General features: G+C 59.1%; 17 protein-coding genes, 1 tRNA gene and 1 pseudogene. 10 read left to right on the top strand and 9 right to left on the bottom strand.

Annotated elements, in window-relative coordinates; translation table 11 throughout:
• Nucleotides 1-48: 48 nt before the first annotated feature.
• A complete protein-coding gene (locus FHT87_RS22950; protein ID WP_183729973.1) occupies nucleotides 49-513 on the bottom strand; it encodes an NUDIX domain-containing protein in 465 nt (154 codons plus the stop codon).
• A 119-nt stretch (nucleotides 514-632) separates the two neighbouring features.
• Between FHT87_RS22950 and FHT87_RS22945 the strand changes: the two genes are divergently transcribed.
• From FHT87_RS22945 to FHT87_RS22940, 3 genes are all read left to right on the top strand, one after another.
• Nucleotides 633-1,121: a GAF domain-containing protein gene (locus FHT87_RS22945; protein ID WP_183730999.1), complete on the top strand. Its 489-nt coding sequence runs from the start codon at nucleotides 633-635 to the stop codon at nucleotides 1,119-1,121.
• Between the two features lie 308 nt (nucleotides 1,122-1,429).
• Nucleotides 1,430-1,618 carry a hypothetical protein gene (locus FHT87_RS31280; RefSeq protein WP_246698125.1) on the top strand — a complete coding sequence of 63 codons (189 nt, stop codon included), beginning with the start codon at nucleotides 1,430-1,432 and terminating at the stop codon, nucleotides 1,616-1,618.
• A 282-nt stretch (nucleotides 1,619-1,900) separates the two neighbouring features.
• Nucleotides 1,901-2,890: an aldo/keto reductase gene (locus FHT87_RS22940; RefSeq protein ID WP_183805090.1), complete on the top strand. Its 990-nt coding sequence runs from the start codon at nucleotides 1,901-1,903 to the stop codon at nucleotides 2,888-2,890.
• Nucleotides 2,891-3,030: 140 nt separating this feature from the next.
• Here the strand turns inward: FHT87_RS22940 and FHT87_RS22935 are convergent, their stop codons facing one another.
• A complete protein-coding gene (locus FHT87_RS22935) occupies nucleotides 3,031-4,365 on the bottom strand; it encodes a HAMP domain-containing sensor histidine kinase (RefSeq protein WP_183805016.1) in 1,335 nt (444 codons plus the stop codon).
• Nucleotides 4,365-5,036 (bottom strand): response regulator transcription factor, encoded by a 672-nt coding sequence (locus tag FHT87_RS22930; protein WP_183805015.1) that lies wholly within the window; start codon nucleotides 5,034-5,036, stop codon nucleotides 4,365-4,367. The genes FHT87_RS22935 and FHT87_RS22930 overlap by 1 nt, the downstream gene beginning before the upstream one ends.
• Nucleotides 5,037-5,217: 181 nt before the next feature.
• Here FHT87_RS22930 and FHT87_RS31560 point away from each other — a divergent pair.
• Together FHT87_RS31560 and FHT87_RS22920 are read left to right on the top strand one after the other, a co-directional pair.
• A pseudogene (locus FHT87_RS31560) lies at nucleotides 5,218-5,411 on the top strand (aldo/keto reductase); the annotation flags it as partial.
• Nucleotides 5,412-5,658: 247 nt separating this feature from the next.
• The gene (locus FHT87_RS22920; protein WP_183805014.1) at nucleotides 5,659-6,384 is read left to right on the top strand and encodes a DUF2270 domain-containing protein; all 726 of its coding nucleotides are present in this window, start codon (nucleotides 5,659-5,661) and stop codon (nucleotides 6,382-6,384) included.
• A 309-nt stretch (nucleotides 6,385-6,693) separates the two neighbouring features.
• On the opposite strand, the gene FHT87_RS22915 is transcribed toward FHT87_RS22920, so the two are convergent.
• The 5 genes from FHT87_RS22915 to FHT87_RS22895 form a co-directional block, all read right to left on the bottom strand.
• The gene (locus FHT87_RS22915; protein WP_183805013.1) at nucleotides 6,694-10,506 is read right to left on the bottom strand and encodes a vitamin B12-dependent ribonucleotide reductase; all 3,813 of its coding nucleotides are present in this window, start codon (nucleotides 10,504-10,506) and stop codon (nucleotides 6,694-6,696) included.
• Between the two features lie 584 nt (nucleotides 10,507-11,090).
• Complete coding sequence (locus tag FHT87_RS22910) at nucleotides 11,091-11,681, bottom strand: hypothetical protein (RefSeq protein ID WP_183805012.1); 591 nt, start codon at nucleotides 11,679-11,681, stop codon at nucleotides 11,091-11,093.
• Nucleotides 11,682-11,935: 254 nt separating this feature from the next.
• Nucleotides 11,936-12,433, bottom strand: a complete 498-nt coding sequence (gpt, locus tag FHT87_RS22905; RefSeq protein WP_007812968.1) for a xanthine phosphoribosyltransferase — start codon at nucleotides 12,431-12,433, stop codon at nucleotides 11,936-11,938.
• Nucleotides 12,434-12,600: 167 nt separating this feature from the next.
• On the bottom strand, nucleotides 12,601-13,443 hold the full coding sequence (locus tag FHT87_RS22900) for a universal stress protein (protein ID WP_183805010.1): 843 nt from the start codon (nucleotides 13,441-13,443) through the stop codon (nucleotides 12,601-12,603).
• Between the two features lie 100 nt (nucleotides 13,444-13,543).
• Nucleotides 13,544-14,320, bottom strand: a complete 777-nt coding sequence (locus FHT87_RS22895; protein ID WP_183805008.1) for a competence/damage-inducible protein A — start codon at nucleotides 14,318-14,320, stop codon at nucleotides 13,544-13,546.
• A gap of 221 nt (nucleotides 14,321-14,541) precedes the next feature.
• Here FHT87_RS22895 and wrbA point away from each other — a divergent pair, with 221 nt between their 5' ends.
• From wrbA to FHT87_RS22880, 3 genes are all read left to right on the top strand, one after another.
• The gene (wrbA, locus tag FHT87_RS22890; RefSeq protein ID WP_183805006.1) at nucleotides 14,542-15,138 is read left to right on the top strand and encodes an NAD(P)H:quinone oxidoreductase type IV; all 597 of its coding nucleotides are present in this window, start codon (nucleotides 14,542-14,544) and stop codon (nucleotides 15,136-15,138) included.
• 150 nt (nucleotides 15,139-15,288) lie between these two features.
• A tRNA-Leu gene (locus FHT87_RS22885) sits at nucleotides 15,289-15,374 on the top strand.
• Nucleotides 15,375-15,615: 241 nt separating this feature from the next.
• Nucleotides 15,616-17,400: an adenylate/guanylate cyclase domain-containing protein gene (locus FHT87_RS22880; RefSeq protein ID WP_183805004.1), complete on the top strand. Its 1,785-nt coding sequence runs from the start codon at nucleotides 15,616-15,618 to the stop codon at nucleotides 17,398-17,400.
• 577 nt (nucleotides 17,401-17,977) lie between these two features.
• Here the strand turns inward: FHT87_RS22880 and FHT87_RS22875 are convergent.
• On the bottom strand, nucleotides 17,978-18,355 hold the full coding sequence (locus FHT87_RS22875; RefSeq protein ID WP_183805002.1) for a VanZ family protein: 378 nt from the start codon (nucleotides 18,353-18,355) through the stop codon (nucleotides 17,978-17,980).
• A gap of 196 nt (nucleotides 18,356-18,551) precedes the next feature.
• Between FHT87_RS22875 and ilvA the strand changes: the two genes are divergently transcribed.
• Together ilvA and FHT87_RS22865 are read left to right on the top strand one after the other, a co-directional pair.
• On the top strand, nucleotides 18,552-19,802 hold the full coding sequence (gene ilvA, locus FHT87_RS22870; RefSeq protein WP_183729939.1) for a threonine ammonia-lyase: 1,251 nt from the start codon (nucleotides 18,552-18,554) through the stop codon (nucleotides 19,800-19,802).
• Between the two features lie 36 nt (nucleotides 19,803-19,838).
• Nucleotides 19,839-20,168: an HlyU family transcriptional regulator gene (locus FHT87_RS22865; protein ID WP_183729935.1), complete on the top strand. Its 330-nt coding sequence runs from the start codon at nucleotides 19,839-19,841 to the stop codon at nucleotides 20,166-20,168.
• Nucleotides 20,169-20,335 lie beyond the last annotated feature (167 nt).

Here is a 20,335-nt window from a genome sequence, read left to right as displayed (position 1 = left end):
GTGATCCTCCCTTGATCCAGTGGGAGAATAGAGCGGTGCCTGATGACATCAATCCGCCCGCCGATCGCTTTCCGCAAAACTGATGCCGGATACCTTGGCTGGTCGCCGGGTTTCCCGTTGGCGGTAGAATGGCAGGATGTGATGTTCCGTCAGGGATGCCATGATGATCTCGCCCGGCTCGGCCGGCGATATCCAACGGACCTCCTCGATCTCCGCCGTTGCCTTGATGTCGTGATCCTGTGCATGCATCAGAAAGACATCGGCGATGACGATATGATCCGGCTCGTTGGCGGCAGGCGCCTGAAACCGCCCCAGAAATTCGAACTCGGTGGCCGATGCGGTGACGCCGATCTCCTCTGCCAGCTCTCTGATCAGAGCGTCCTCAGGCGTCTCTCCGGGCTCGATCTTGCCGCCCGGCTGCATGAAGGCCACGGTGCCGCACTTGCGCACCAGAAGCGTATGGCCATCATCCCGCAACAGAAGGGCCGCCGATATTCTGATCATCTTCGTCATGCGCGGATCTGATCGGATTCGCTGTCGCAATTCAATTGCCGCGCTCGGGATCGGCCGTTTGTCAAAGGCAGTTTCACTGCCTATATCAGCGGTCTCGGAAACAGGAAGTGGATGTGACAATGTTCCAGGCGGCATCGATCGAATTAGGCAACAAGGTCGAGTTCTATCGCGAGCTTGCCCAGCAGCTGCAAGGCCTGCTCGAAGGCGAGCCGGACATGATCGCCAACGCCGCCAATACCTCGGCGCTGATGTACCAGATGATGCCTGACCTAAACTGGGCGGGCTTCTATCTCCTGAAAGGCGATGAACTCGTGCTCGGCCCCTTCCAGGGTAAGCCGGCCTGCGTGCGCATTCCCGTCGGCCGAGGCGTTTGCGGCACGGCGGTCAAGGAAGGCGCCTCCATTCTGGTGGAGGATGTCCATGCGTTCCCCGGCCATATCGCCTGCGATGTCGCGTCCCGGTCCGAGCTCGTCGTTCCCATCAGAAACGGCGACCGGATCGTCGGCGTCATCGACCTCGACAGCCCGCTTCCCGCCCGTTTCGATGCCGACGACCAGGTAGGGATCGAGCGCCTGGCGGAGATCTTCGCCGCGGCAACTCGCTTCTGAGTGGACTATCCCTTTGGGCTTGGCGACGCTCCCCCGGTAGCGTTGCGGCGCACAACGTTGAAAACGCCCTGATCGCGGCAGAAGCGCATCTGACGGAACTAGACAGCATAACCGGGGATGAGGCTTAGTCTCGGCTCCGGCAGCCGGTGGGTAAGACGCGGCTGCAAACGTCTGCAGGCTGCGTGAATGACGAAATCTTGATTGCCCACGCGGTTCCCGGAGCTTCGGACCAGCCTATCTGCCTAGCGATGACACGAGCCTGTAATGAGGTTCCGATGTCGTCGCTTATCGGTATGGGGGTAGATAAAATGTCCCAATTTCGAAAACTGCTGGCAGCCGGGGCAGCTGTCGTCGTCATAGCCTTGGCATCGTCCTGCACGACGAGCTCGGATAGTTCGATCCAGACCGGCTCGGTCGGGTATGGGCAAAGCGCCGACATTGGGCTCCGACCGGCGTGCTTGGGTGGATTTGGCAACGATAGACCTTGCAGTTATTGACAAACTGCCGAGCCGCCAGACGAAGCTCGGAAGTTGACTGAATGCTGGATCGCTAGCGCAGCGGACCGGGGGACGACGGCTTTCGCCGCTGAAGCCATTGAAAACGATCCAATATTGTCAGATAAGCAGAGGTGATGCAAAAGGACGCAGTTTTCTGTGATGGCGGAGCTTCGCATATTGCTGCCGGTGACATAAAGTGCAAGAAATCGATAATCGCTTGATCGCATCACGCCGACCTCGCTTGGGAGGCGGCACATTTTCATAACCTATGGGAGCTGCATGATGGAATATCGTCGTTTGGGGAAGTCGGGTCTGAAGGTGAGCGAGTTCTCCTTCGGATCGTGGGTCACGTTCGGCAAGCAGGTCAATGGCGGCGATGCCGTCGACCTCATGAAGCTCGCCTACGACAATGGGATAAACTTCTTCGACAACGCGGAAGGGTACGAAAGCGGCAAGTCCGAAATCGTCATGGGCGAGGCGCTGAAGTCGCTTGCCTGGAGCCGCGACAGCTACGTCGTATCCAGCAAGGTCTTCTGGGGAGGTCAAAAGCCGACGCAACGCGGCCTGTCGCGCAAACATGTGACGGACGCCTGCCACGCAGCGCTGAAGAGACTGCAGGTGGATTATCTCGACCTCTACTTCTGCCACCGCCCGGATATCGACACGCCGATCGAGGAAACGGTCCGGGCGATGCACGATCTCGTCGCCCAGGGCAAGGTTCTCTACTGGGGAACGTCGGAATGGTCCGCGCAGCAATTGACGGAAGCCTATGCCGTTGCCCGGGATCTCCGCATCACGCCGCCGACCATGGAGCAGCCGCAATACAACATCTTCGAACGCCAGAAGGTCGAAGCCGATTACCTTCCGCTCTACGACTTGATCGGCCTCGGCACCACCATCTGGTCGCCGCTCGCCTCGGGTGTGCTCACCGGCAAATACAATGACGGCGTACCGGCCGACAGCCGTATGAACCTGCCCGGCTACGAATGGCTGAAGGAAAAATGGTCCACCGATGCCGGCCGCGCCCAGCTCGAACAGGTTCGCCAGCTTGCAAAGCTCTCGGACGAGATCGGCCTGTCGATTACCCATCTCGCCCTTCTCTGGTGCCTCGCCAACAAGAACGTCTCTACCGTCATCCTTGGAGCATCGCGCGCAAGCCAGTTGCAGGATAATCTCGCGGCCCTCTCGCACAAGGACAAGGTGACGACTGACGTCATGGAGCGGATCGACAGCATCGTCGGCAACAAGCCGGAAGCACCGCGCCGCTTTTAGGCAAGGCCAAAGTTAGATCGAACACCTTTGCTCTTATCCTTATTCCAATACGAAATGGCCGGACCTTTTGGTTCGGCCATTTCATTTTTACCGCGCTTCATTGACCGCTCGTCAGAGCGGGCCGCTGATCGCTGTATCTGTCACAGGCTGATGGTCACCGTCGTTCCTGTCGGATTGCCTTCGAGGGCCACGCTCCCGCGGTGACGGGTCACGATCTGCTTCACGATGCTCAATCCGAGGCCGGCACCCGTGCTCCGCGGTGTGACCCTGTAAAATGGTTCGAACACGAGGTCTCGATGCGCTGCTGGAATTCCGGGGCCTTCGTCCGAAACCGAGATGCCTCCACATTCGGACACGCGAACCGATATCGTGCCGCTATTTCCGCCATGGTCGATCGCATTGCGCACGAGGTTACCTATGGCGCGTGACATCGCCGACGGACTTACCAGGCGATAAAGCTCGTCGACGTCACTGTCGAACGAGATCTCATATCCATTTCTTATGGCAAGCGGAGCTTGGTCGGCAACGACGTTCCTGGCGACTTCCACCAGGTCGGCTTGTTCAAACGGCTCCGGCGACTGCTCGCTCCGTTCGAAGTCGAGCAATTGCTCCGCCGTCTCCCGCAGACGCCCGATGTCATCCATCATGGTCTCGCGCGTGCTTCCTTCCAGGGTCGTATCGATACGCGTCTGCATGACGGCGATCGGCGTGCGGAGTTCGTGTGCGGCGTCGATCAGAAAACGCTCTCTGGCTGCGAACTGCTGCTCGAGGCGCTCCAGAACGGAGTTGAATGCGTGGATAAGCGGAACGACCTCGCTCGGAACCCGATCCACCGGAAGCCGGGATCCCGGCTGGCGCGGGTCAATCTCCGGCGCTTTCTGTACGACGTGGCTCAGCCCTAAGAGCGAACGCCTGACCAGTCGCGGCACGGCGAAGAAGAGGGCGGGCAGAGTAACCGCGAGCAGAGGCACGTAGATCGGATATGCGCTGCCGAGCAGCGCAAGAAATGTCGACTCGCTTCCGTTGCGACCGCCGTAAAGCACCCGGATCTCGGTCGTATTGATCTCAAAGTCGTCGACTGAAGCCGGCACCGGGCCACTTGCCGACGTGTCGCGAATATCGGCGTCCTTGATAAGCGGCACGAACTTGGTGAGCTGTGTGTACGCAGGTGGAATGTTCCCATATGCCACAGCCGTTCCGTCTGGGGCCGCAGCGTAGAAAAAGAGATTGGGGGTATCCTTCTTCAACGCTGTGAGCTCTTCGCTGTCCTTGATGCGAAGTCCTCGTCCAGGTTCGTAGTTCAAGGACCCCTCCAGGGCATTCAAAAGCCGGTGCTGCATACCGACGTTCGGAGAATGGATCATCGCCCCATAGATGCACAGAGCGACGATCTCCGATGCCGTGATGACGACGAATGGCACGCTTAGCTGCCAACTCAGTCTCCACCACAGCGACGACGTATTCGGAAATCGCATCAACGCTCCTTCAGCAGGTATCCTACCCCGCGGATGTTGTGAATGGACACGCCGGCGTCCGCGTCAGTTAGGCGTTTTCTCAGTCGCGAGACATGAGCATCCAGCGCGTTGGATTGGATGGTTTCCTCGTAATTGTAGATTTCGGTTTCCAGCACCGATCTGAGGACGGTCTTACCTTTTCGCTTCGCAAGAGTAACGAGCACCATCAGCTCTCGACGAGGCAGATCGAGTTGCAGTTCGCCGATCATGACGTCCATCCGGATCGGATCTACAGTCATCCGTCCTGCGACTATGGACGGTTCCGCCAAGGCCGACGGGCGTCGCAATACCGCCCGCAGTCGAGCGAAAAGCTCCTCCATCAGAAACGGCTTGCCCAGATAGTCGTCGGCGCCGAGGTCCAGGCCCGCGACCCTTTCCTTCGGCTCGTTTCTGGCCGTCAGGACGATGACCGGCGTCACGACGCCGGAGCCTCGTAACCAAGGGATGAATGTGATGCCGTCGCCGTCCGGCAGGCGTCTGTCGAGCACGATCGCATCATAGGTCTGTTGTCGGGCGAGTTCGATTGCATCCCCAAGGAGAGCGGTGTGGTCCACCGCGATGCCGTTCTTGCCAAGAGAGGCCGCAACCGTTTCCGCCAGTCTGGTCTCGTCTTCGACCAACAGGATCTTCATGCATCACCCACCTTTCCGATCCTATGTTCACGACGACTATTGCGACAGGATTACGGCGCGAGCGTTTCGAACGAGGGGAGGACGTGGCGGTGCTGCGAGTCGAATACAGCGGATCCCATGAGAGATTGCCGACCGCTTTGAATAAAGACTGCAGACGCGTAGCGCCTGGAGCTGTTTTCTGATCGGCCGGTCGATGACCCATCTCGGTGCCTCGCCAACAAAAACGCCTCGACCATCATCCTCGGCGACTTGCGCGCGAGCCAGTTGCAGGACAATCTCGCCGCTCTCTCGCACAAGAGCAGGCTGATGTCTGACGTGCTGGATCGGATCGACAGCATCGTCGGAAACAAGCTGGAAGCAGCGCGTCGTTTCTAATCCCTCTGGACGAGGCCGAGCCTATCCGGCCCAATCCTCATTGCTTATATCAGTATTCCGATATGAAAATGGCCGAACCTTTCGGGTCCGGCCATTTCAATTTCTAGCTCACTTCAGATCGCGCTGCTTGTTAAAACCTTTTGAATAGCTTTTGCGATGGTTGGGTGGAAGGAGCAAGATATTCCTTCGCAGCAGCGGCGGGCCAAAGACCGCTGCGAGAAAGAGCAAATGCGAGGAGGAGACAACGATGGCCACGGAGCTCACTACATCCCATCTCCTGGATAGCGCCACGGACACTGAACGGCCGCCGCTACCCACGACGACGGGGGAAATCACCAACACCCTGAACCATTATTACCGCGGCGAGCTCGCGCGGATGACCAGTTGGCGGGACCGCATCGACCGGACGTCGAACTGGGCGATCACCGTCGTGGCGGCGCTGCTCTCCGTGTCCTTGTCGACACCAACGTCCCATCATGGCGTGTTGTTGTTTGGCATGTTGCTGATCACATTGCTGCTGATGATCGAGGCGCGACGTTATCGCTTCTTCGATGTTTATCGTGCGCGGGTGCGGCAAATGGAGCGCAGCTATTTTGCGCAGATTTTGATGCCCGAAGCCGAGCTCAATCCCGATTGGGCGCTATCGATTGCCAAGAGCCTACGTGCACCGCGGCTTCTCCTCGGCTATTTCGAGGCTATGCAGCGGCGGCTGCGGCGGAACTATTGCTGGATGTATGCGATCCTGCTGATGGCGTGGATCTTGAAGATCTCGACGCCAAAGCTGCAAGCGGAAGGTGCGTCGCAAGAGCTGGCACATTCGTGGAGCTATATTGTCGACAACGCGGCACTCGGACCGATTCCCGGCTGGCCGGTGATCACGATCGTGGTTGTCTTCTATGCCGTCATTCTCTACGGCACACTACGCCGCAAGTTGGACGACGGTGATTTTCCCCATGGCGAAGCGCATGTCTGATCGTTTGGCAATGCCGGGACTAAACACTTTTTAGTGCAGGATGAATTCTCCCTTCACCGCCCGCCATTCGGTCGCCGGACTCCGGCCTGTGGGCATCATCGGGTTTGGCATTACACATCTATCGGGCGCGGTTTGCTTTGCGCGGGAGACGATTTCTCCGAATTATTCAAGGAAAACCATCGCCCGCATGATTGGGCGCGACCCGATATGAAAATGGCCGGACCATTCGGGTCCGGCCATTTCAATTTCTAGCTCACTTTTATGACCGCGCTTCAAACGAGTGACGGCGGCCAAGATTTCCCGAAGAGATCAGCTGCACCCACTCGTCGCGCCGCAAGTGTCGCACTTCTCGCAGGTACCGTTGCGCACCATCGTGAAGTTCTGGCACTCGCTGCACATGTTACCCGTATAGCCCTGCATGATCGAGCGGGCGCGGCGTTCGGCTTCCACCTTCTTGGCTTCCGTCTTGGCGGTGGCAGCGTCGGCTGCGGCCTTGTCGGAGAAGAGGGCGGTTGCGTCGGTGCCTGCTTCTTCGAGCACTTCCTCGGCAATCTCTTCAGCCAGCTCCTTGGCGCGCTCTTCGTAATCGCGCTTGAAGGCGACGATTTCTGAGGTGGAGATCGCCACGGTCGGCTCCAGCTTGCGGGCGGCTGCACCTGCAAAAGAGGTCACCGAGCCGGTCGAGGAGGCGCGGGCAGGGGCTGCCGTTGCCGCACCCTTCGGCTCGCCGAGCTGACGGTCGCTGCCGGTGTTCGAGACAAGCGTCGGCTTGTAGCCGCGGGTCCAGCCGGTCGAGACGAGGTTCGTCTTGCCTTCCTGGATGCCCTTGCCGAGCGCGGTGTTGGAGAAGTCGGACGTATCGACATGCGCCAGATCGTGACGGCCGAGATAGGAAACGGCGAGTTCGCGGAACACGTAGTCGAGGATCGACGTGGCGTTCTTGATCGCGTCATTGCCGATGACGATGCCGGCCGGCTCGAACTTGGTGAAGGTGAAGGCCTCCACATATTCTTCCAGCGGAACGCCGTATTGCAGGCCGAGAGAGATGGCGATGGCGAAGTTGTTCATCATCGCACGGAAGGCCGCACCTTCCTTATGCATGTCGATGAAGATCTCGCCGAGGCGGCCGTCACCGAATTCGCCGGTGCGCAGATAAACCTTGTGACCGCCGACGGCAGCCTTCTGGGTGTAGCCCTGGCGACGGTTCGGCAGCTTCTCGCGTTCGCGGGAAACACGCTCGATGACCTTCTCGATGATCTTTTCGGTGACCGTCACGGCCTGGGCTGCGAGCGGCTGCTGGATCAGATCTTCCAGTGCATCCTCGTCGCTCTCGTCCTCGATCAGCGAAGCGTTGAGCGGCTGCGACAGCTTGGAACCGTCACGGTAGAGGGCATTTGCCTTCAGGCCGAGCTTCCAGGAGAGCATATAGGCGTTCTTGCAATCCTCGACGGTTGCCTCGTTCGGCATGTTGATCGTCTTCGAGATCGCACCCGAGATGAAGGGCTGGGCGGCCGCCATCATGCGGATATGGCTTTCGACCGAGAGGTAGCGCTTGCCGATCTTGCCGCACGGATTGGCGCAATCGAAGACCGGCAGATGCTCTTTCTTGAGGAAAGGCGCGCCTTCCAGCGTCATCGCACCGCAAACGTGGATATTCGCAGCCTCGATGTCCTTCTTCGAGAAGCCGATATGCTCGAGCAGGCTGAAGCTCATGTCGGTCAGCTGTTCGTCGGAGACCTTCAGTGTGGTCTTCAGGAAGTCGGCGCCGAGCGTCCACTGGTTGAAGACGAACTTGATGTCGAAGGCGCTCTTCAGAGCCGCATTGACGGCTTCCACCTTCTCGTCGGTGAAGCCCTTGGCCTTCAGCGTCGAGGGGTTGATGGCCGGGGCCTGGTTGAGGTTGCCGTGGCCGACAGCGTAAGCCTCGATCTCGGCGATCTGGCTTTCGGAATAGCCGAGCGTGCGCAGTGCATCCGGAACGGCGCGGTTGATGATCTTGAAATAGCCGCCGCCGGCGAGCTTCTTGAACTTTACGAGCGCGAAGTCAGGCTCGATGCCGGTCGTGTCGCAATCCATGACGAGGCCGATCGTGCCGGTCGGTGCGATGACCGAGACCTGCGCATTGCGGTAGCCGTGCTTCTCGCCGAGTTCGAGCGCCTTGTCCCAGGCAGCCATTGCATGGGCTGCGAGATCCTGGTCCGGGTTTTCCTGATGGATCAGCGCGACCGGGTTGACCGAGAGAGCCTCGTAACCGGCATTCTCACCATGGGCGGCGCGGCGATGGTTGCGGATGACGCGCAGCATGTGCTCGCGGTTCGGCTCGTAGTTCGGGAACGGGCCGAGTTCGGCAGCCATTTCGGCCGAGGTTGCGTAGCAGATGCCGGTCATGATCGCCGTCAGCGAGCCGGCAATGGCGCGGCCTTCGGCGCTGTCATAGGGGATGCCAGTCGACATCAGCAGGCCGCCGATATTGGCGTAGCCGAGGCCGAGCGTGCGGTATTCGTAGGAAAGCTCGGCAATGCGCTTCGACGGGAACTGCGCCATCATGACGGAGATTTCGAGCACGACGGTCCACAGGCGAACTGCGTGTTCGTAATCGCCGATATTGATGCGCTTGGTGGCCTTGTCTTTGAACTGCAGGAGGTTCAGCGAAGCAAGGTTGCAGGCCGTGTCATCGAGGAACATGTATTCCGAGCACGGGTTCGAGCCACGGATCGGGCCGCCGGCCGGCGAGGTGTGCCAGTCGTTCATCGTCGTGTTGAAGTGGATGCCCGGATCGGCCGATGCCCAGGCGGCATAGGAAATCGTTTCCCAGAGGTCGCGGGCCTTTAGCGTCTTCATCACCCGGCCGTCCTTGCGGGCGGTCAGGCTCCAGTCGCCATCTTCTTCGACAGCGCGCAGGAAGTTGTCCTTGATCGAGACCGAGTTGTTGGAGTTCTGGCCGGAAACGGTCAAATAGGCTTCCGAATCCCAGTCCGTATCGTAGGTCTTGAACTCCATGTCCTTGTAGCCTTGGCGGGCGAACTGGATGACGCGCTGGACATAGTTTTCCGGAACCTGATCCTTCTTGGCGGCGCGGATTTCGCGCTTGAGCGCTGGGTTCTTGGCCGGGTCGAAGCAATCACCATTGTCGCCTTCGCAATTGACGCAGGCCTTCATGATCGCCTTCAGATGCTGGGCGACGACCTTGGAGCCGGTCACGAGAGCGGCAACCTTCTGCTCTTCCTTGACCTTCCAGTTGATATATTCCTCGATATCGGGATGGTCGATATCGACGACGACCATCTTGGCCGCACGGCGGGTCGTGCCGCCAGACTTGATGGCGCCTGCAGCGCGGTCGCCGATCTTGAGGAAGCTCATCAGGCCGGAAGAGCGGCCGCCGCCGGAAAGCTTTTCGCCTTCGCCGCGCAGCATGGAGAAGTTGGAGCCGGTGCCGGAACCGTACTTGAAGAGACGGGCTTCACGCACCCACAGGTCCATGATGCCGCCTTCGTTGACGAGGTCGTCTTCGACGGATTGGATGAAGCAGGCATGCGGCTGCGGATGTTCGTAGGCCGACTTGGACTTGGTGATCTTGCCGGTGAAGGGGTCGACATAGAAATGGCCCTGGCCAGGACCGTCGATTCCATAGGCCCAGTGCAGGCCGGTATTGAACCACTGCGGGGAGTTCGGGGCAACGCGCTGCGTGGCGAGCATATAGGCAAGCTCGTCCTTGAAGGCGGCGGCATCTTCCTCCGAGGAAAAGTAGCCACCCTTCCAACCCCAATAGGTCCAGGTGCCGGCAAGACGATCGAAGACCTGACGTGCGTCGGTTTCCGAGCCGGTCTGTTCGTCCTTCGGCAGGCTCTTCAGCGCCGCGTCGTCGGCAACGGAGCGCCACAGGAAAGAGGGGACATCGTTCTCTTCTACCTTCTTCAGGCGGGCAGGGACGCCGGCCTTGCGGAAATATTTCTGCGCCAGAACATCTGTCGCGACCTGGGAGAACTGCGCGGGAACGTCGATGTTTTCGAGGCGGAAGACGATCGACCCGTCAGGGTTCTTGATCTCACTCGTCGCCTTGCGGAATTCGATATCCGCATAGGCGCCTTGACCAGCCTTCGTAAACCGACGTTCGATGCGCATGTCCTTAACCTCTTGTTGGCACCCGAAAGGGCGCAAAATTTCCATCCGGCTACACGTTGTCCCTTCGCGCAGCCGATGCTCGTTCCGTCTTGTGACAGGATTGTCATCCGGAGATGTCTTTCCTGTATCTTGTGGTGAGGCTGGCTGCAAACGCTAAATATAGTGTTAACAGCTAAGTTTTACCAGTCCCCGATATCGCTTTTTGAGGCTGGAAAAAGGCGCAAAAAACCCTACGGGCGTCACCGTTTCCGACGGTTCAACACCCTGATTCCGCGTTCGATTTTCCTTGGGAGAACCGGGCTCGTTACCTCCGGTTCAGTCGCCGCCGCAACATCTGAAACATTAAGTTTGAAACGGCTGATTCCGTCAAGGGGTGGAACGTAACCGTTTACTAACCACAACATCTTGTGGATGTCCCTGTGGAGACTGGGGAAAATCCGGGTAAGCCTGAAAATACAAGGGCTTGCGGCGGTGGGTTAACGAGGGAAGAAGCGGAATGTCAGAAAAATCGAGTGCGGCAAAAGTTAGGATGGCTTTTACGACGTAAATGCGCTTATCGATTCGTTCAGGGAAATCAGCAGTTTCTAGAGGGCGTCGATGGCGATCGTGACGGTCGCGGTGCCAATCGGCTTGCCCTTTTCGTCGGTGACGACGAAGCTCGCCTGAGTCTCCAGATGCTGCGTCGACTCGTCGCGCTCAGCCCGGCCGACATAGATATCCTGCGAACCGAGGGCGAAGGTTTTCAGAAATTTATCCTCGTCACCCTGCCAATAGTCTGTCGTGATGGTGCTCTGGCCGACATTCAGCCCGTAGCGGTCCGTGACGAAGAACTCGATGATCGCTCCCTGCGAATCGTCCTGCTTCGATTTGAGATAATGCGAGATGGATTTAGCCATCAGCGCCTTGACCATCTGGAAGTCGCCCTGCGCGACCTCCGCCCGGTAAGTTTCGTCGAGCACCCGCATGTCCATCTCGCTGACATCGCCGAATTTGGCGTTCTGCTCCTCGATCGCCTTCATGACGACAGGAGCCTTGACCATCGGCCGGACCAGCTTTTCGACATAGTCCCGCACGAGGCCGATATAGGCCGGTTCAGCCCCGGCAGGCGTATAAGAAAACAGGCAGCAGATCAGCCCGAAGGCTGCTGCCGTTCGAATCTTGCCCCAGCATGCCATTGCGCTTCCCCAACCCGCATTCAGCCGCACTTTGAATCCGGCCTCTGCGACCGGTAGTTGCCTGACGCTATGCTAATAAAATAAAACGGACGTTACCGAACAGGGGCTGGAATCCGCTACCGGGGAGACAAAAATTGGGACAATTTCCGGTAGCAAAACCAGAGGTTGCTCGCGTTGGCGGCTGTTGGAGCAATTTCAGCAAAAGTGCGAGGCGGTTTTGCGTCCCGGAATTGCGTGAAAACAAAACGGATACTCTAGCCGCGCGCGCCCTTGGCGATCGGCTCCTGGTAGGTGAAGCCCATATCCCAGGGGAAGTAGATCCAGGTGTCCTGGCTGACTTCGGTGATGAAGGTATCGACCGTCGGCACGCCCTTGGGCTTGGCGTAGACGCAGGCGAAATGCGCCTTGGGCAGCATGCCGCGCACCTGAGCGGCGGTCTTGCCGGTATCCGTGAGATCGTCGACGACGAGAACGCCTTCGCCGCCGTTTTCCATGAGTTCGGGCGCAATGCCCTTGAGCAGCACCATGTCGCCCTGATTGACGTAGTCATGATAGGAGGCGACGCAAACCGTTTCGATGAGGCGGATGTTCAGTTCGCGCGAAATGATCGCCGCCGGAACAAGGCCGCCGCGCGTGATGCAGACGATCGCCTTGAATTCCTGGCCGAGGCCCGCAAGCCGCCAGGCAAGCGCGCGCGCATCGCGGTGGAACTGATCCCAGGAGACGGGGAAGGCTTTATCGGGAAGGGACATTGGGCTGCTCCGCGGCATGAAAAAAGACACGCCGTTTGCCGGCGACCGAATGAACATCGGCTGGCAAAACGCAAATCGCGCAGCCGGAACTGCGCGATGGATGCCGAAGCCTGATATCATCGGTCGCCGCAATTAGCGGGATTTGGAGACAAAAGGCAAGAGCGGGCTTAACGCGAGAGCAATGTCAGCGCCGTCATGGACTGCAAAAGTGTCTTCGTCGTCCCGCCGAAGATCGCCTGCCACAGCCATGAATGCGTATAGGCGCCCATGACCAGAAGGTCGATGCTGTCGTCCGAAAGCCGGTTCTCGATGATGTGCGAGGCGTTCTTGTCGCCGCTTGCGGCCGTGGCGAGCGTTACGTTCACGCCGTGACGGGCAAGCGTTGCGGCGATCTCCGCGCCGGCTGTCGCTGGCGACTGCGTGGCCGTTTCGGCCGGATCGACCGAGAAGATTTCTACCGCTTCGGCAGCCTTCAGGATCGGCAGGGCGTCGAAAGTGGCGCGTGTGGCTTCCTTGGAGCCGTTCCAGGCAATCAGCACGCGCTTGATCGGCTTCGGCTGGCGAATGATGTAGGGGATCATCAGCACCGGGCGGCCGCTTTCGAACAGGAAGTCATCGACATCAACATGGCTGTCGGAGCGCCTTGCCGGATCGGCCTGCGAGGCGATCAGCAGGTCGGCGCTGCGCGCGCTTTCGATCAGGGGCGCCGAGCCGTATCCCGTCGATGTGGCAAAGGCGCGCCATTCGAACGAAGCACCGAAAGCCTCGCCACGGGCGCGGAAAATCCGCTCGACCTCGACAGTTTCGGAATGGGCCATATCCTGAAGCGCCTGCACGGCGACCGGATCGGGAATTTCCATTGGCGCGAGCAGCGGCACGGCGGCGATCGTTTCGGCATGCAGGCCGATCACATGGGCGCCGCTTTCAGCGGCAATGGCAAAGGCGAAATCGGCAACGGCACCGCTATTGTCTGCTGTATCCAGAATGGCGAGAATGGTTTTATAAGACATATCAATTCTCCTTTACGGCTGAAATAATGGTCCGCGAGGAAAGAAATGCGCCGGGGCACGCTGCGGTTCCTTGACCGGGATCAAGACCGCAGAACCTCCTTCACGCTTCCGCCTGATAGTTCTCGGCAATGTCCTTCCTGCGTCTGATATCCTCGATCATGGCCCGCACGTCCGCACCCGCAGCCTCGATCACATCCTGCGAGCGACCGCGCACGACGATTTCGGTCGAAAATTTCTGCCCGACATACCGGGGATAGGAGCCGATGCTGGTTTCCGGATGTGCCTTCTGGATCGCCGTGAGCGGCGTTCCGATCTCGCCTTCGCCATAGGGGCAGGCGATAGCGAACGAGAGGACGGGCGTGCCTGTCCTCAGCGTCGGCAGCACATTGTCGACCATGGCCTGGAAGACCTGCGGAACGCCGGCCATCACATAGACATTGCCGATGACAAAGCCGGGCGCGGTGGAGACCGGGTTGGCGATATGTGCGGCGCCGCGCGGCATGCGGGCCATACGCTGGCGGGCCTCGGTGAATTCCATTTCGCGGCGCCTGTACATTTCGGCAAGCAGCGCCATCGCCGCCGTATCATGCTCGCAGGGCACGCCGAACGCCTTCGAGACGGCATCCGCGGTGATATCGTCATGCGTCGGCCCGATACCGCCCGAGGTGACAACATAATCGTATTTGCCGCGAAGCGCATTCAGTGCCTCGACGATCGCATCCTCCTCGTCGGCAACGATGCGCACCTCCTTCAGGTCTATGCCCGAAATGGTCAGCATGTCGGCTAGGTGGCCGATATTCTTGTCCTTGGTGCGGCCGGAAAGGAGCTCGTCGCCGATGGCAAGCATGGCGGCGGTAACGACAGTCTCATTGCTCATGGGGATATTTCCGTGGTGTGAAGCTTGGAAATAGGTAGCGCCGTTTGGCCACTTTGCAAACGGCAAAGCGACGCGGCCCAAGGGTCGAAACGAAACGGCAAGTGAAATTTCGTCTACAGGCGGTGAACAGTGAGTTCTTGCGTGCAGGACTATGTTGAACCGGATGCGCTGGTAGAACGGTCGCGGTCACGAAATTCAACCAGTCCTCGTTGGAGATAACAATGGCGAAGATTCTCGTCCTCTACTATTCGGCTTATGGCCACATCGAAACCATGGCTTATGCCGTAGCGGAAGGCGCGAAGTCCGCCGGCGCTGAAGTTGTTGTCAAGCGCGTTCCGGAACTGGTTTCCGAAGAAGTCGCCAAAGCTTCCCACTACAAGCTCGATCAGGCAGCCCCGATCGCCACAGTCGACGAACTGCCTGATTACGATGCAATCATCGTCGGCGCCGGCACGCGCTTCGGCACGGTCGCATCGCAGATGCGCAACTTCTGGGACCAGACGGGCGGCCTGTGGTTCACCGGTAAGCTCGTCGACAAGGTCGGCTCGATGTTTACCTCGTCCGCGACCCAGCACGGTGGCCAGGAATCGACGATCCTCGGTTTCGTCCCAACCTTCCTCCATCAGGGGATGGCCTATGTCGGCCTTCCCTACGCATTCCAGGGCCAGATGGGTACGGAAGAAGTCAAGGGCGGCTCGCCCTACGGCGCATCCACCATCACCAACGGCGACGGTTCCCGCCAGCCTTCGGCAATCGAACTCGAAGCTGCCAAGTATCAGGGCGCGCACGTCGCCAAGATTGCTGCAAAACTGGCTTGAGCTTCGCCACAATCACGTTCTGAGACGGCGGTCCCTTGGGCCGCCGTTTTATTTTTGGGATAAAGTGATCGGCAGGTTTCGCAAAACGCAGAGGTTGTCCTGCAAACAAAAACTTGACGAATCCGCCTAAGTCGTTGATCTGGACAGCGCGCGAGCGTGGCGAAACTGGTAGACGCAAGGGACTTAAAATCCCTCGGCCTTAGGCTATACGGGTTCGATCCCCGTCGCTCGCACCACATGAATTATCGTTTGAAAGCAGCTTATCCTCCCTCGAACAGAAATCCCGATATTTCCTGGGGAAGGGGCAGCTAGTATGGGCCTCATCGATATTCACGGATGTCAAAGCGCTGGTTGCTTTGCCCGCCTCATATCATCCGTGGACGCTGATTTAGATAGGCGATTGCACCGGCCTGCAGTAGAATAGCATCAAGGCCGCCAATTCCAGTCCGGTCATGGCGAATCCTTTGTGGCAAATCGATGAAACAAAGATTAGCAGCAGTCCTAGCGGCCGACATGGCAGGCTATAGCCGACTGATGGAGGCGGACGAAGCAGGCACGCTCGCCCGCCTCAGAACCCACCGGATAGAGTTGATCGACCCTGCCATCGCCAAGAACGAGGGCCGTATCATCAAGACGACGGGCGACGGTATGCTGGTCGAATTCCAGAGCGTGACCGACGCTGTGAGATGCGCCGTGGAAATCCAGCAGCGCATGAAGCGGCGCAATTCTGACGTGCCGCAGGATCGACGGATCGAATTCCGGATCGGCATCAATGTCGGCGATATCATTTTCGACGACGATGACATTTTCGGCGATGGTGTGAACATTGCCGCGCGCGTCGAACAACTGGCCGACGTCGGAGGCATCTGCATCACGGCGGCGGTGGCGACGCAAATTGCCGACCGACTCGAAGTGGCCATCGAGGACCTTGGTGAGAAGGTACTGAAGAATATCAGCCGTCCGGTTCACCTTTACCGGGTCGGGGTCGACGACACCGTCCTGGCGTCGGCGGCGAATGCCGCGGACGGCAAGCGTACCGCTTCCAAACCCACGATCGTCGTTCTTCCTTTCAACAACATGAGCGGCGATCCCGAGCAGGAGTTCTTTGCCGACGGCCTGACCGAGGATATCCTCACCGAACTGTCGCGCCGCCACGAGCTCTTCGTCATCTCGCGCAACTCCAGCTTCGTCTACAAGAACCAACCCGTCAATGTGCGCGAGGTGGCCGAGAAGCTCGGCGCCCAGTACCTGGTCGAAGGCAGCGTACGGAAAATCGGCGACAGGGTGCGCGTCACGGTCCAGTTGATCGATGCGGTCAACGATGCCCATGTCTGGGCGGACAAATACGACCGCAAACTCGACGACATTTTCGCCATCCAGGACGAGGTGACGGCCGCGATCGCGGCCACGCTTCCCGGGCGCGTCGAGGCGGCCCAGCGAGACCAACTCGCCCGCACGAAGCCGGCAAACATGGCCGCCTACGAATGTGCGCTCGCGGCCAAGGTGCTGCACCATCGAAGCAGCGCCTCGGACAATACGCAAGCCCAGGCGCTGATCGACAGGGCCATCGAACTCGACCCAGGCTATGCGCATGCCCATGCCTGGCGGGCTTGCATCCTCGGACAGGCGTGGGTGAACGACTGGTGCAGTGACAAGGATGCGGTTTGGGCGCAAGTCAATTCCGAGCTGGAGCGGGCGCTTGCGCTCGACGACAACGACGCCGACGTGCATCGCATTCTCGCCGCGGTCAATGTCAACAACAACCAACTGACGACGGCACGCTATCACCAGGAGCGCGCCCTCTCGCTCAACCCCAATTACGACCTGGTGGTGGTTCAGCAGGGTGAGTTGCTGACCTGGCTCGGCCGGCCGGAAGAAGGAGTCGAATGGATCCGCAAGGCCATGCGGCTCAACCCGCATCATCCGGCTCGTTTTTGGAGTCACCTCGGAAAGGCCCAGTTCACCGCCCGGCAATATGGCGAGGCGATCGAGGCCTTCATGCATCTTTCCGCCATGGACCACGTCCAGCACGCTTTCGTCGCGGCCTGCTATGGCTGGCTCGGCGACGATATTGCCGCATCCGCACATATGAAGCAGGTCAAAGCGCTTGCGCCCGACTTCCGCATCGAGCCGTTCCTCGCTACGCTGCACTACACCCAAGAATCCGATACGCAGCATATCCGCGAGGGGCTGATCAAGGCGGGTGCCGGCGAGATCGTCTCAACGACCAGCGATCTGGAGAAACGCAGGAACCTTGGCTGAATTCCATATCTCTCGACAGTTGGCAGCGCCAGATCCCCGCAACACCGCGACAAGAAAGCCGTGGGTTGGCGCAGCGAGATATCCGTGGTTGCCGCTCGGCGTTTGTACCGCCGGTGAACGTGAGTGTCCCCTTGATACTCGGGAGTATGCTTTCAAGGTATCCTGAAGCGAGGGCGGCGCGATCGAAGCGCCCCGCAGCAGCTTGATACTGAGCGCTGACTTAAGAGGTAGAGTTGTGACAGAAGCGAGCATCTTTCTGGGATGCTCCCGTGGGTTCGATCCCCGTCGCTCGCGCCATCTTTATAAATCCGTTCGAATATGCTTGTATAATGTGAATAAACCATAGGCAGCGCTTGTCTATGGCCTCAACGGTGCAAAAAATGTAGGCACTGTGCGGTTGAGTAAGTATTGTCTTAGTGGGAGTAAGGCGATGGTTTACGACTGGAATGGTGCAAGGACGCGTCGCATCAGACTTTTCAAGATGAGTGCCCTCCTGCTATTGGGAACGGCAGTGGCAGCGGTGCCGTTGTTCTTCTGGGCCTTGCAACTGCGCGGGCTTTAACGTCCCTGTCTACGGTCAGCGTCTGGCAAATTCTGCGGCGGCGTTCGCCATGGTTCTTGCCTCCCGCCATTTGTTGAAGGCCCAGCCGGCGACTAGGCCGACTGCTGCGCCTGCTGCCTTGACGCCTGCATCGTGAAGGCGCGCATGCCGCGTCGGCGACAGGTACTGCAGATATTCGATCGCGATGGCACCGAAGATCAGCAGCGCGGCGACCATTTTCCATTGTCTCGGATAAGCAAGAGCGAAAGCCAGCCCTGCCGCCAGGTAAGCCGCAGCGCGGTCGATGTCAGGTGTCTCGATCGTGTGAGGTCGCAATTCGATCGGTGAAACTGTCACGAACAGGATGAAGGCGAGAAGAAGCCATGCCAGTAGCTTTGTGATCTTGGATGTCATCTTGCTGTCATATTAGCAATTGCTGTGCGACATCAAGTTAAAAGCCGTCCACGTGACCTGGATCTTGGGCGCAATCTGGAGACGCGCTTAAGGAAGCCTTTCATCGGGCGAACCGCAAATGGCGCAAACGGGCTTCTTTCCACAAGCGGCCTGTGTCATAGCGACGTCTGGATTTTTGAAGAATGGACGAACGCCCGTGACAAGACACGATGTCGAAGGCGCCGAAGAGGCGATGCGCAGCCTTTTCCCCGCAACGCCGCTACAGCTCAATGATCACCTTTCCGCCCGCTATGGCGCCGATATCTGGCTGAAGCGCGAGGATCTTTCGCCGGTGCGATCCTACAAGATCCGCGGCGCATTCAATTTCTTCCGCAAGGCGATTGCCAAGGGCGCGGGCGGCAAGACCTTCGTCTGCGCCTCCGCCGGCAATCATGCGCAGGGCTTTGCCTTCGTCTGCCGCCATTTCGGCGTGCCGGGCGTCGTCTTCATGCCGGTCACCACGCCGCAGCAGAAGATCGACAAGACCCGCATGTTCGGCGCCGGCTTCATCACCATCGAACTCATCGGTGATTTCTTCGACCAGTGCTATCAGGCGGCCCGCGATCATGTGGAGGCGATCGGCGGCGTCATGGTGCCGCCCTTCGATCATGCTGATATCATCGAGGGGCAGGCGACGGTCGCCGCGGAAATCATGCAGCAGCTTCCCGAGGGAACAGTACCGGATATGATCTTCTTGCCGGTCGGCGGCGGCGGCCTTGCCGCCGGTATCACCGGTTTTCTCGACGGCGTTGTGCCGCAATCCGACTTCGTCTTTGCCGAGCCTGCCGGCGCGCCGAGCCTGCGCCGCAGCCTCGAAGCGGGGCAGATCGTCACGCTGTCGAAGGTCGACAATTTCGTCGACGGCGCAGCGGTCGCCCGCATCGGCGACCTGAATTTCGCAGCGCTGAAGAGTTTTTCGGCCGAACAGGTCAGGCTGATGCCGGAAAACGCCATCTGCGTCACCATCCAGGAGATGCTGAACGTCGAAGGCGTGGTGCTGGAACCGGCCGGAGCCTTGGCGCTGACGGCGATCGCCGCCATGGATCGCGAGGCCATCAAAGGCAAGACGATCGTTGCTGTCGTCTCGGGCGGCAATTTCGATTTCGAGCGGCTGCCCGATGTCAAGGAAAGGGCCATGCGCTACGCCGGTCTGAAGAAATACTTCATCCTGCGCCTTGCCCAGCGTCCCGGCGCGTTGCGCGATTTTCTCAATCTTCTCGGACCGCATGACGATATCGCCCGCTTCGAATATCTCAAGAAATCGGCGCGCAATTTCGGTTCGATCCTGATCGGCATCGAGACGACGGCTCCGGAGAACTTCGCGACGCTGGTCGCCAATTTCGAAAGATCAGGCATGGGCTTCGAGGACATCACCGAAAACGAGATCGTCGCAAACCTGATCATTTGACTTTGCGTAGACAGCACTGCGTGCTAAAGGCGGATTATGGCTTCGTTCCTTTCAAACATTCTTTCGGTCTTCTCCGGCGGTGGCAAATCCTCAGATGAGGCGGCTGCGGGTCCTTCCGGCGAGCCGCAGCTCTATGGCGATTGCACCATCTATGCCGAGCCGCAGAAGGAAGGCGGCCAGTATCGTCTAGCCGGCCGGATCGAGAAGAAAGTCGGTGAGGACGTTCTCGTGCGCAAGTTCATCCGCGCCGATCTCTTCTCCTCGTCCGATGATGCGATCGAATGCACGGTGCGTAAGGCGCAGCAGATTATCGACCAGCACGGCCCCTCTCTTTTCAGCGATGGCGAGAAGCTTCGGCAGGTCTGAGGGCGCGAGCCGGGCGAACCTTGTCCGAGCTGACATTTCCCGTTGTTTTTCAAAACTATGACAGCATTTCGGTGACGGAAACTGCTGGTTTGATCACCTAATCTTAAAGGATTATGGCGAAGGTGGCGCCTGCAGGTTTTGCAGGGCGCCGCTTGTGTTTGAGCTTT

It is taken from the genome of Rhizobium sp. BK316 (genome assembly GCF_014193695.1).
Lineage (GTDB): Bacteria > Pseudomonadota > Alphaproteobacteria > Rhizobiales > Rhizobiaceae > Rhizobium.
This window is presented reverse-complemented; position numbering and strand designations above follow the sequence as displayed.